Consider the following 13,085-nt stretch of genomic DNA (forward strand, 5'->3'; position numbering starts at 1 on the left):
TATGAAAAACAAAACTCTTATACCACTCATTTTTTTAATGCTTTTTGGTGTGCTTTCTGCTCAAAATAAAGATTTAGTGGGAAGTTACAAAGGTAGAGGAGGAGGAATTTTTCTCTTTCCTAACAAAATGTTTGCGCTATATGGGTATATGACTATGATACCAGGTACTTATGAAGTGCTCCCCGATGGAATAGTACTCTTTAAACCTAAGAAGAGTCCTCTCTTTTTAGTTTATGGCAATCACAACAAAAACTTAAAACCAGATGAGGTACGTATTCGATTTGCCAACTTTGAAGATGGAAAAAATTATCTTCAGTATGAGAACGGCAAAACGTTCTCTGTGTTCAATGAGAATCCTAATTGTTTACCAAGTCGTTACGTACATACATTTAGTAAAAAAGAGATAGGCAATACCCTAACACTTATTGCTGATTTTTCAAATGAGTTGCCTTTGCTAACGCAAGGACTTAAAAATACAGCTCGTTTTACTTTGAATGACAATAATGATTTTCTCATTTGGTATGGCGAGCGTTCTCATTATCAACTTGATGGAGCAGGAGCTTTGGTAGAAAAAGAAGGGCATACTTGTTTGATTTTTATCAATGTGGGGACACTTGAACAGAATCAAGAAGCTGTAAGAAGTATTAAAAAGCAAATAAAAAAAATACCTATAGAGGAACTTAGTGAATTCGCTTTTGCTAAAGAAGACGAGGATGAAGTTGATAAAGAGCTGGAAGAAATGCTTCGATTTGATGTATTAAACGATCCTCAAGCAATGTATATGGAGCTTAAAGATGAGACAGTTTCGTCTGATATTGAAGACTCTTTTTTGCAGTATGACGCCTCTAAAAATGTTTATAAAGATCCTTATAACAATATTGAGTATCACAAGTTTAAAATATTAGAACTGCAACAAAGTACTACAGATCTTAAAAAGCTGAAAATAGAGCCTCAAACTATTTTTCACTACGAATGTGAACAACCTTCAAAACGCAGAATATATGGCACCTCAAACTAAAATTGTTACTCGTTCATTGTCAATTGTTAATTAATTTATATCTTTGCCCTCTGAAAATAAACCAAATTAATAGTTAAGTCTATGGAATATTTAGATTTTGAACAGCCAATCAAAGAGTTAGAAGAACAAATGCAAAAGTGTCAAACCATTGGAGATGAGAGTGATGTGGATATGACCGACGCTTGCAAAAAAATAGAAAAGAAGCTCAACCAAGTAAAAAAAGAGATTTATGGTAACCTTACGGCTTGGCAAAGGGTGCAAATCTCTCGACACCTTGAGCGTCCTTATACTTTGGATTATATTAAGGCGCTTGCAGGTGATACATTCTTAGAATTGCACGGTGATCGTACTGTAAAAGACGACAAGGCAATGATAGGAGGTTTTGGCAAAATAGATAATCAAAGTTTTTTATTTATTGGTCAACAAAAAGGATCAAATACTAAGATGCGCCAATATCGCAATTTTGGTATGGCTAACCCTGAGGGATATCGCAAAGCCCTCCGTTTGATGAAACAAGCCGAGAAATTTAATATTCCTGTAGTGTGTTTTGTAGATACCCCAGGTGCTTTCCCTGGTATTGAAGCCGAAGAACGCGGACAAGGGGAAGCTATTGCTCGTAATCTTTTGGAAATGGCTCGGCTCAAAGTACCTACGATTGTGTTTATCATAGGTGAAGGCGCCTCAGGAGGAGCATTGGGTATCGGTATTGGTGATAAGGTATATATGCTTGAAAACACGTGGTATTCAGTAATTTCACCAGAATCTTGTTCTTCTATTTTATGGCGTAGTTGGGAGTATAAAAAAGAGGCTGCTGAAGCTCTTAAACTTACCGCTCCTGATATGAAAAAACTCAAACTCATTGACGAAATCATCAAAGAACCTCTTGGAGGGGCACATCACGATCGTGAAATGATGTTCAATACAGTGCGCAAGGTAATTCTCGACGCCTATAAAGAACTCAAAAAACTTCCTGCCGACCGCTTAGTTGAAAAGCGTATGAACAAATACCTCAATATGGGAGTGTATAAAGAGTAGTATCAATCATTGAACATTAATCATTAAAAAAAATGTTATCAGAACAAGAAATCATTCGTAGAGAAAAACTCTCTAAATTGAAAGAATTAGGGATTAATCCATATCCCGCTCCATTATATCCTGTCGATACTACTTCTAAGGATGTAGCCGATCATTATGAAGAAGGCAAGCAAGTAGTGGTTGCCGGTCGTTTGATGTCGTTGCGCGTACAAGGAAAAGCTTCGTTTGCTACTTTGCAAGACAGCGAGGGCACAATGCAGTTGTATTTCAATCGCGATGAGATGTGCCCTGGGGAAGATAAAACACTCTACAACGAGGTATTTAAAAAACTCCTCGACTTAGGCGACTTTATAGGTGTAGAAGGTTATTTATTCATCACCAAGATGGGTGAGAAAACTGTAGCCGTTAAGAACTTTACTCTCTTGTCTAAAGTATTGCGCCCACTGCCAATGCCTAAAGTAGATGCCGATGGCAAAGTGCACGATGCTTTCACCGACCCTGAACAACGCTACCGTATGCGTTACGTAGATTTGGTAGTAAATCCACACGTGAAAGAGGTGTTTATCAAGCGTACGAAACTGTTCAATGCGATGCGTCAGTTTTTTAACGATGCAGGTTATTTGGAGGTAGAAACACCTGTGTTGCAAGCGATTCCAGGGGGAGCTAGTGCGCGTCCGTTTATCACTCACCACAATGCGTTGGATATTCCACTCTATATGCGTATTGCCAACGAACTCTATCTAAAACGCCTTATTGTAGGAGGTTTTGATGGGGTGTATGAGTTTTCTAAAAACTTCCGCAATGAGGGAATGGATAGAACTCATAACCCAGAATTTACTGCGATGGAAATCTATGTGGCTTATAAAGATTACCATTGGATGATGAACTTCACCGAGCGTTTGCTTGAACACTGTGCTATGGCAGTGAATGGTACTACCAAAGCTACTTTTGGTAAACACGAAGTAGACTTTAAAGCTCCTTATCCTCGTGTTACAATGACCGACGCTATCAAACACTTTACAGGTTTTGATATCACAGGGAAAACAGAAGAAGAATTAAGAGCCTTTGCACATTCTATTGGTATTGCAGTAGATGAAACAATGGGCAAGGGCAAGCTCATAGATGAGATATTTGGCGAAAAATGCGAGGGCAACTTCATTCAGCCTACTTTCATCACTGATTATCCTAAAGAGATGTCGCCACTTACCAAAGAACACCGTGACAACCCTGCACTTACTGAGCGTTTTGAACTAATGGTATGTGGTAAAGAGATTGCTAATGCTTACTCTGAACTCAATGACCCTATCGACCAACGAGAGCGTTTTGAAGAACAATTGCGACTCTCTGAGAAAGGTGATGATGAGGCTATGTTCATCGATCAAGATTTCTTGCGCGCTCTTGAATATGGTATGCCACCTACTTCTGGTTTGGGTATCGGTATGGATAGATTGATTATGTTCCTTACCAATAATGAAAGCATACAAGAAGTACTTTTCTTCCCACAAATGCGTCCTGAAAAGAAAGCGGTAGAGTTGTCAGAAGATGAAAAAGTAGTGTTCGAACTACTAAAAACTTCAGAAAAACTTCTTTTAGAAACTCTTAAAACGCAAACAGCTTTCTCTAACAAGAAATGGGATAAGGCTATCAAAGGACTTACTAGCAAGAAAGTTGCTAAAGTAGTAAAAGAAGGAGAAGAACTGTTTGTAGAATTAACAAATTAGTCAATTTTTCAATTAGTAAATTATAGATGCCAAAGGTTGTATTATAATCTTTGGCATTTTCTTCTTTAAAATATAGTAATGAATATCACTGAAAAAATAGCTTATAAAGAAAGATTAATTACCCGAACAAAAGTGATTTTAGCACAAGGGAAATACCCTACTGAACTCCTTGAACAGATTAAAGATGAACGTTTGCTCAAAGAGGTAATGAAGGAAATGATGCCCTCAGCAGGAACAGCTTACGAGCTTTTAAACGATGAAGAAAAACAACAACGTGACCGTTTGTTGGCTCTAAATATAAAGTTTAAAGATTATTTATATGGATTTATGTTGTGCAAAAATATAGGTTATTTACTTTTGATAACAGCTATATTAGTAGGAATTAGTGTTGTGATGCAATTCAACAACAATGGTATTTTTGGTGTATTGAGCTTGCTAAACAGCGCTTTGCTGTTGTATTTGGCTACAGAGAAAAAGAAGTTGTTGCATTACCACTGGCAGTTATTTTATGTATTTCTATTGTTTTATATTATAGAACTAATAGTATGGCAAGTCCCCTCTCCTTTTTTGTATTTTATTGATGCCGATGTGCTTGCTTCAAGACACGAAGCTAAAATGAAGTTGGCAAATTTAGCAACCCCATTGGTTTATGAAGGGGTGAGATTGGCAGCACTTTTAGGAATTTATAAAGGATTCAAAAAAATCAGCCAATTTGTTAAAGCAAATTAACAGATTTTTTTGTCAATTAGCAATTATGAATTATCAATTGAAAATCATCTACTGCTTTTGTAGAATCCAAAGAAAGTGATATAACCATAACACGCTACTAAGGTGAGAAAAGCCAAAATAAATCCTACTTGGTCGGTAAAGAAACCAAATAAGATAGGAATCAGTCCGCCACCTACAATCATAGTACATAATAGTCCAGAAGCCTGAGATTTCAGTTCGTCAATACCCTCACAAGCCAAAGCAAAAATAGTAGGGAACATAATAGAATTGAAAAGGCCTACTGATAGCAAACTTATCATTGAAAAAAGGCCTGTAGTGTTGATAGCTAGTAAGATGAGCGCAACATTGCATAAAGCTACTGTCGTCAGCATTTTAGAGGGAGAAAAACGCCGGCTAATTCGTGCTCCTATAAATCTTCCTACCATAGCTCCCCCCCAATAGAAACACAAGAATATGGCAACCATAGCCTTTGGATCGGCATTGATGAGGTTGGGATTGTCGAAAATGACTCCTAAGGCTTGCCACATAGGTTCTCCTATAGGGCATTCCGATATTTCAGCCATATTGATTTTTACTAGATAATTAATAGTAAAACTCCCTATAACAACTTCAGCACCTACATATAAAAAAATAGCAATGCTCCCTAAAAGCAATGATTTTCTTTTTAAAAGAGAAAAATAATTAGTGTGATTTATAGTTTCTTCCTCCTCGGCGGGATGACAAGGCAGTTTCGCAATACTAAATGCAATAGCCAAAGCAATTACTATTAATGAAATATATAGAAAAGGAATTTGTACAGCTAGTGCCTCATTTTGTAAATAGATACTTTTTTCAAAAGAATCTAAAAGTTGTATTTCGCCCCCTGTTTTCACTTTATCCCTTAATAAATAGACGCCCCCAATAATAGGAGCCAAAGTAGTCCCTAAAGCGTTGAAAGCTTGAGAGAAAGTGAGTCTTCTGGGGGTAGAGCTTTCCCTGCCTAAGGCAGCAATGTAAGGGTTAGCGGCTACTTGTAAGAAGGTAATGCCACTACCTAGTATAAAAATAGCTGTCATAAATGCCCAAAAAGAGCGTATTTCGGCAGCAGGGTAAAAAAGCATAGCACCTAGGGCAACAATAATAAGTCCTAAGGTAATACTTCGTTGATATCCTATTTTGTTGATAATCAATCCTGCAGGGATGGAAAATAACAAATAAGGTAAAAAGAAAAAAAAGAGTATAAGTCCTGCTTGAGTGTAATTGAGTTCAAAAATATCTTTTAGGTAGGGAACTAATAGTTGTACTAATACTGTAATACCACCAAATAAGAAAAATAGAATTCCAATAAATACAAAAGTTTTAATACATTTTTTTGTTTTATTCATTGTAATTGGTCAAATTTTAGCCTGCAAAAATACATTTTATATCTAAATAAACGTTAAATTTTAACAATATATTTTTGTTATAATTGCAACTAATAAATGTAAGCGTCTTATTATCAACCTTGTTGTGGTTTTTTATTGTTAGAGATAAAATTTATAAATTACCTATATATTCAATGCTTGATAATATGTTGATTACTCTGTTTATAAAAAAACCAACAAAAAAGTTTGCATTTCATAAAAAAACACTAATTTTGCCGCTGAAATAAGAAGTGAAACGGCTTTTTGTTTTTTTAGTCACTTTGTGTATGAGCAATCTACTAACTATCGGCTGAGAAACTAATTAACTAAATATAAATGAAAAGCTGGTTTTTAAATGTCGCAATTTTATTGCTTGCAACAATTACCTATGCCCAAAGCGGAACAATAACGGGTGAAGTAATTGATGGTGAGTACAATGCACCTCTGATGGGGGCTAATGTATTGGTTAAGGGTACCTCCCACGGTGTCTCCACCGATATGCAGGGTAAGTATTCCTTAAATGTAAATGCCCCTACAGGCACCTTGGAGTTTTCATACCTCGGGTATGTAACCAAGACCGTTCCTTACAAATTAGTAAACGGTAAAGCACACGTAAAGGTTACTCTTTCTACCGACCAACAATCGTTGGGCGAAGTAGTCGTAACTGCAAAAAGTACGCTGTTAGACATTGCTAAAGAGCGTAAAACACCAGTAGCTGTCTCTACTATTCAAGCTACTGAAATTGTCGAAAAATTGGGTACACGTGAACTTCCTGAAGTACTCAATCGCACACCTTCTGTCTACGCCACCAAAGGCGGAGGAGGATTTGGCGACTCTAAAATCAATATGCGCGGTTTTGATAGTAAAAACATTGCTGTAATGGTAAATGGTATGCCTGTAAACGATATGGAAGGCGGTACCGTATACTTCAGTAACTGGTCAGGACTTTCAGATGTAACTTCTGCAATGCAAGTACAACGCGGCTTGGGAGCTTCTAAGTTAGCAATTGCATCAGTAGGGGGAACTATGAACTTTATTTTGCGCGCTTCCGATATGCAAGAAGGCGGAAATATTGCCTTTAATTATGGTACTAACAAAGAGTATAAAGGTACTGTTTCTTACAATACAGGGAAAAGCCTCACTGGTTGGTCTGCTTCTGTATTATTCAGCAAAAATACTGGACGTAAATATGTTGATGGAACTCAGTTCGATGGCTATAGCTATTATTTTGCATTAGGTTATGAACCTTCTAAAAAACACAGTTTCCAATTTACCTTCACAGGGGCTCCTCAATGGCATAATCAACGCAATGTGAGCCCGCTTATCTCCGATTATCAAAAATATGGTTCTGAAGATAAACCTAACCGTCGATACAATTCTGATTGGGGATACTTAAATGGTGAAGAACATACTATTAAAAAGAATATTTACCACAAACCCGTAGCAATGCTCAACTGGGATTGGAATATCAACGAAAGTACTTCTCTTAGTACCGTGATATATGGTTCATTAGGTCGTGGTATGGGTACAAACTCATCAGGGGTAGCACACTCAATCTCTTCAAAAACTTCTAGTGGTACTACTACTTATTCACTTCAAAAAAACTATCTAAATTCTTTCCGTAAAGATGACGGGCAAATAGATTTTGATAAAGTAGTACGCTATAATAACGGTGAAACTGTAGATAATTTGCTACCTATGCAACACCCAAGAGAAGCTGGTAAGAACGTAACAATAGCTAACCCAGGTGGTGGTCGTGCATTTACAGGTTATGGTGAAGGCTTTACCTTAAATGGCTCAGTAAATTCACACGACTGGTATGGTATCCTTACTAACTTGCAACACCAAATTAATGACCGTTTCACTGTGAATATGGGATTAGATGGTCGTTATTACTATGGTTATCACTATCAAGTAGTAACTGATTTGTTGGGTAACAACAGTTATACCGATAATACACGAAATAACAACAAGAATTTGGCAACTCCTACTGTAATTCGCTCTGCGGTATCTACTAAGCCTTCTTGGAATCCTTTCCAAAAAGTAGAACCTCTTGAAAATCGTATAGGTTATAGTAGTGAAGGAGAGGTGAAATGGATGGGACTTTTCTCTCAATTTGAATACTCTGATGACCATTTTTCAGCTTTCGTACAAGGATCTACCTCAATGCAGTCCTACCAGCGTATCGATAACTTTTTGAAAGATGGAGTTTCTCGTGCTGTAACTACAAATCCTAATACAGTAATGTATACTAAAACAGGATTTAAAAACTTAATAGGTTATAATATCAAAGGAGGAGTGAATTATAATATCAACGAACAACATAATGTATATGCTAACATAGGATATTATTCTAAACAACCTTTCTTTAACTCTGTATATCCTAACAATCTAAACTATTTAAATCCTTCACTTACCAATGAAAAAATATTTGGAGTAGAAGCTGGATATGGTTTTAAATCAAGAGTTTTTAGTGGTAATTTAAACCTTTATCACACTACTTGGAAAGATAGATTCCTTCGTCAAACTTATATTATCGAAAATTTCTCAGGTAGAGGTAGCAATACAGGATTTGCCAATATTTTGGGTATCCAAGAGATACACAATGGGGTAGAAGTAGATTTCAAAGCTACTATCACCGATTACTTAAAGCTCAATGGTATGTTCTCATTTGGTGATTGGTATTACAAAGGAGATGCTTCAGGTACCCTTTTGAATGAAAATGGTAATGCAATAGATTTACAAGGTAATGAGGTGCCTGCTGGTAGAGCTGCTGAACTTAAATTATACTTAGATAAAGCAAAAGTAGGACAAACAGCTCAAACTACAGCTGCTTTAGGGTTATCTTTCCTCCCTCGTTTTGCTAAAGGATTAAATATTGATGTAGATTGGCGTTATGTAGATAATCTATATGCTAATTTGAATATAGGTACTTTTTCTAAAAAAGAAGTAGCCGAAAAAGGAGCTATAAAATTACCTGCTTATCATTTGTTTGACCTTTCAGCTTCTTATAAATGGCAACTTACTGATAAACAACGTCTCACTTTCTCAGCTCACGCTTATAACCTATTAGATACTTACTACATCGCTGAATCATACACAAGTATCCATACTACTGATCGTAGTAAAACTTATCAAGGTATCGATGTAAGAAACCAAGTATACTTCGGCGAAGGTCGTACCTTTAGCTTTGCTGTACGATATAACTTCTAATAAGTAATTAAGTAACAAATAATAAGTAATAAAAAGGCTGTCCATCACTTGGGCAGCTTTTTTATTGATAAATTAACAAATTGGGGAATTGACAAATTTTTCGTATCTTTGCCCCATTCTAAATTATTAATTGTAAAATATGTTGCTATTCGCAAAAAAATATAAATCTATCTATGAAATCTTTGAGACTTATATGTACTCATCTAACTACGAAGATATAGACTTCGTGTTTGATGTAGTGAACTACTTTCGCCGCAAAAGTAAAGATAAAAAATCTCCTTTTAATATCGATGAGCTCATCGCTGAAATAAAACACGAACCCGAGCGTATCGCTTTCTTCCGAGAAAAACTCCACAATGTATTTGCTAACAAACAAAAAGTACTTCTATTCACCGATGCAGGCTTGCTCAACAGCGTTTCATTTTTTAAGGAATTGCGCCGCCGTATCAGTAGGCAACTCCTGCCCGATCAGCCTTCACAAGAAAATATTCAATACGTACTAAATCAGATTTTTTACAGCCCTTCCGATGCTAAATGGGTGTTGCAAATCCCGTTAGATAATTGGAAAGAGCTTTTTGATATCCTCACTGTACCTACTTTTTATGAGGATAGTGAAATCAAAGCTACCTCTAAGCAAATTCTTTTGGCAATAATGATTCTCTCACAACGTATGGGAGGATTTGCTTTGCAAACCGATGTACACCGTATGGTGCCTGAATACGCTCACCTAAACAGTCCTTTTATCGCTCTTGACGACGAACTGAACCAACTTGCGCGTACCCTTGATGAAGAAGATAAACCTTACCTTTATATACAAGAACACGAATTAGACTACAAACAACTAAATATCTTAGCTGCCCAATGTGAAGACTTTGTAAATAAAGCCGATGCTAACGCCGAAAAATATGGGGTAACCTTTAGCGTGAACCAAACACTTTTGCTTATCCGTCAGCAGATTAAACGCATCAAGCGTCTTTATAACTACTTGTTTATAGAAAAAGAAGCTGATAAACGCGAAAAAGCAATTGCTTTCTATTTAGATATGGTAAAAACCAATTCTAAGAAAAACAATATTCGCAAATTGATAAATGATAGTGTTTACAACATTACCTACGAGATTACAAATTATACCGGTAAAACGGGGGAACATTACATCACTTCCACAGGTAGGGAGTATTTCAAAATGCTCAAAACCGCTTTATGGGGAGGGGTAATTGTGAGTTTTATGTGCTTGATAAAGCTCTATATGTCTATGGTACCTGACCAAAGTGCGTTTTTCCGTGCTTTGAACTATAGTTTAAACTATGCTATTGGTTTTGTGATTATTTACCTCACAGGATCTACTTTAGCTACCAAGCAACCTGCAATGACGGCTTCTACCATTGCCAAAACCTTAGAGAACCTAAATGACAACAATGATAAACAAAAACGCCGTCAATATACTGAGTTCTCAGCACTCTTCACGCGTTTATTCCGTTCGCAGTTCATCGCTTTTGTGGGCAATGTGTTTGGAGCTTTCCCCGTGTCAATGCTTTTGGTGATAGGAATGAGTTATTTAGAGGGCTATAATATTGCCACTAAAAAGAGTTTGCATCTGTTAGAAGATCTCAATATATGGCACTCACCAGTATTTTTACACGCTTGTATTGCTGGGGTATTTTTGTTTTTATCGGGTATTATTGCCGGTAATGTTGCCAGTGTGAATAACTTCAATAACTTCTATTACCGCCTATCCGAGCACCCTTTCCTCAAAGGATTTTTTGGCAAAATGCGTATGCAACGCGTTGCCAATTGGATGCAAAAAAAGTGGCCAAGTATTGTTTCAAATATTTGGTTTGGAGTGTTTATGGGGAGCGCTTGGGCTGTAGGTGAGTTCTTTGGTTTACCTATCGATATACGCCACATCACTTTTTCAAGCGGTAATTTCGCTTATGGCTTGTATGGTATGAATTTTATCATCAGTTTAGAAAATATCCTTTGGTGTGTTTTTGGAATAGGTATCATTGGTTTAGGGAATTTTATAGTGAGTTTTGGTCTGTCGTTGTGGATAGCCTTGCGCTCTCGTGAAGTTCCAGCTTCCGAGCTCAAATACTTAGTTAGGTGTGTATGGCAAGCCTTCAAAGAACGCCCCAGAGCTTTTTTCTTCCCCGTAAGAAATAAAAAATCTTAATCTCCTAAAACCTATTCTGGCATTGCCTTCCACTGCTGAATATGGTAATTGTATAGAAATATAAATAGGAAAGCCACAGCTAAAAGTTGGTAGTAAAGTGATTGAGAAAATTGGTCGATACCTACTTTTAGCAAAGCAATGGTGAAAATAGCAGCAGGGAAGAGCAATAGGCTGAAACAGATGAGAATACCACTATAGAGTTTGGGAAGCAAAGGTGCTCCTATAACCGAGGCTATCGCTACAGCAAAGTAAGCAAATAGATATATCCATACAACTAACTGAAAATCAATATTACCTACAATAGCAATTATAATGCACAACATCGCTAAAATGAGTGCTAAAATACTGGTGAAAACAATGGTGAGTAAGAAAGTTCGCAATTTGGTAATATACACACAAAAGATGATAAGTGCAATCCCTAAGGCAAAAAGTGAAAAAGGAGCTTTGGTGATAAACAAATGAATATCAGTTAAATCACTAATCTCGGTGCCTGCAAAAGAAGAAGTGCATAACACCCCTAAAGCAAATGATACTGGCAAACCAATCACACTGAGCGTTACAAGAAAAAAGAGTACAAAAGTTCCAAACAACTTTAGCGGACTGTTAGGATAAAACCAATTAAAGGCATTGAATCTGTACAAATCCATCAGCCATTTTACAAAGAAGACGATAAGTCCAATGCGATAGATTTCAAACGGAAGTGCCCAAAAGTCTTCAGCAAACCCCATTCCTCCTCTGTTAGAAGCAATAAGTCCTAACAAAAAGAATAACAAATGCGCGCCAAGAGCTACAATTAGCATTGGCACTGCTCGCGTACTCCAAATTAATGGATAATGTTCTAAAAGATACTTTTTCAATTGATAATCAACAATTAATAATTAATAAAATCTGCCTCCTAAAACCTGACACCTAGCACCTGACCCCTATTCTGGCACTGCTCTCCATTGGTGCAGTACGGGAGCGTATAACAATATGAAAAGGAAATTAGACAAGAGTACCCCATAATTCAATACAGGCATATTGTCAAAAGTCTCTTCTTTGAAAATTAATAAGATAGCTCCGTAAAGGGCAGGAGTAAAGAACAGCAGTGAAAAGTTGATGAGAATCCCCGAAAAGAGTTTGGGCATTGTTGCTAAATTAGTGACAACTATCAATATAGCAATAAAAGGAATTGCCACATACATCCAAACAACAAGTGAAAAAAACAAATTGGCATCAGAAAAAATACTGAATAAAAATGCCGACACCGTCCCTAACGCGAGTGATAATACCCCCGAAAATACAATTGTAAGCAATAAGGTTCTAACCTCAGTAATCCGTACACAAAGCACTAACAGTGAGATAAAAAGCGATGCGATGAGCAGCCCTTGCACAATAGTTCCTTCCTCAGCGCCATAAAACGGTCTATCAATCACAAGTAAGTGCGTTTTTTCACCAGCCATAAACGAAAGAGAGAAAGTGAGTACCGCAAATATAATTATAAAGTATTGTGTATATAAACCGATTAATTGCAGCTGATTGCTGGGGTAAAAATGTTTAAAAGCATTGTTTTTAGAGAGTTGCATTAGCCAGAACACTAATAGCAAGATACTCACAATAAGGTGTAACAAAAAAGGAAGAGGGAAAAATTCTTCTCCTATGGTATAAACTCTTTCATATATACTGCCTTTATCAACGATATAGCCCAACAGAAAGAAAAAAACGTGTCCGCAAGCAGCGAGACCTAACATTGGCAACAACTTAGTGTTCCAAATCAACGGATAATTTTCTAATAAATATTTTTTCAATTTACAATTTACAATTAATAATTAACAATT

Annotated in this window: 9 protein-coding genes; 6 read left to right on the forward strand and 3 right to left on the reverse strand. The window is 36.7% G+C overall.

The window, feature by feature from the left end; all coding sequences use genetic code 11:
• The first annotated feature begins 1 nt into the window (after position 1).
• From DR017_RS05545 to DR017_RS05560, 4 genes are all read left to right on the forward strand, one after another.
• Positions 2 to 1,018 carry a hypothetical protein gene (locus tag DR017_RS05545; protein WP_002677488.1) on the forward strand — a complete coding sequence of 339 codons (1,017 nt, stop codon included), beginning with the start codon at positions 2 to 4 and terminating at the stop codon, positions 1,016 to 1,018.
• A gap of 81 nt (positions 1,019 to 1,099) precedes the next feature.
• The gene (locus tag DR017_RS05550) at positions 1,100 to 2,053 is read left to right on the forward strand and encodes an acetyl-CoA carboxylase carboxyltransferase subunit alpha (RefSeq protein WP_002677623.1); all 954 of its coding nucleotides are present in this window, start codon (positions 1,100 to 1,102) and stop codon (positions 2,051 to 2,053) included.
• Positions 2,054 to 2,085: 32 nt separating this feature from the next.
• Complete coding sequence (lysS, locus tag DR017_RS05555) at positions 2,086 to 3,774, forward strand: lysine--tRNA ligase (RefSeq protein ID WP_002677212.1); 1,689 nt, start codon at positions 2,086 to 2,088, stop codon at positions 3,772 to 3,774.
• Between the two features lie 78 nt (positions 3,775 to 3,852).
• Complete coding sequence (locus tag DR017_RS05560) at positions 3,853 to 4,503, forward strand: hypothetical protein (RefSeq protein WP_002677625.1); 651 nt, start codon at positions 3,853 to 3,855, stop codon at positions 4,501 to 4,503.
• Positions 4,504 to 4,547: 44 nt separating this feature from the next.
• On the opposite strand, the gene DR017_RS05565 is transcribed toward DR017_RS05560, so the two are convergent.
• Entirely contained in the window at positions 4,548 to 5,867 is a 1,320-nt protein-coding gene (locus DR017_RS05565; RefSeq protein WP_002677503.1) for a sugar MFS transporter, read from the reverse strand.
• A gap of 354 nt (positions 5,868 to 6,221) precedes the next feature.
• On the opposite strand from DR017_RS05565, the gene DR017_RS05570 reads away from it, so the two are divergent.
• Positions 6,222 to 9,098, forward strand: coding sequence for a TonB-dependent receptor (locus tag DR017_RS05570; protein ID WP_002677420.1), 2,877 nt, complete (start codon positions 6,222 to 6,224; stop codon positions 9,096 to 9,098).
• A 139-nt stretch (positions 9,099 to 9,237) separates the two neighbouring features.
• Complete coding sequence (locus DR017_RS05575) at positions 9,238 to 11,268, forward strand: transporter-like protein (RefSeq protein ID WP_040360625.1); 2,031 nt, start codon at positions 9,238 to 9,240, stop codon at positions 11,266 to 11,268.
• Between the two features lie 11 nt (positions 11,269 to 11,279).
• Here DR017_RS05575 and DR017_RS05580 read toward each other — a convergent pair whose 3' ends face one another.
• Both DR017_RS05580 and DR017_RS05585 read right to left on the reverse strand, forming a co-directional pair.
• Positions 11,280 to 12,125: a hypothetical protein gene (locus DR017_RS05580; protein WP_232501540.1), complete on the reverse strand. Its 846-nt coding sequence runs from the start codon at positions 12,123 to 12,125 to the stop codon at positions 11,280 to 11,282.
• Between the two features lie 66 nt (positions 12,126 to 12,191).
• The gene (locus DR017_RS05585) at positions 12,192 to 13,055 is read right to left on the reverse strand and encodes a hypothetical protein (protein ID WP_002677286.1); all 864 of its coding nucleotides are present in this window, start codon (positions 13,053 to 13,055) and stop codon (positions 12,192 to 12,194) included.
• Between the last annotated feature and the right edge of the window lie 30 nt (positions 13,056 to 13,085).

The organism is Capnocytophaga sputigena, from assembly GCF_900446695.1.
GTDB lineage: Bacteria > Bacteroidota > Bacteroidia > Flavobacteriales > Flavobacteriaceae > Capnocytophaga > Capnocytophaga sputigena.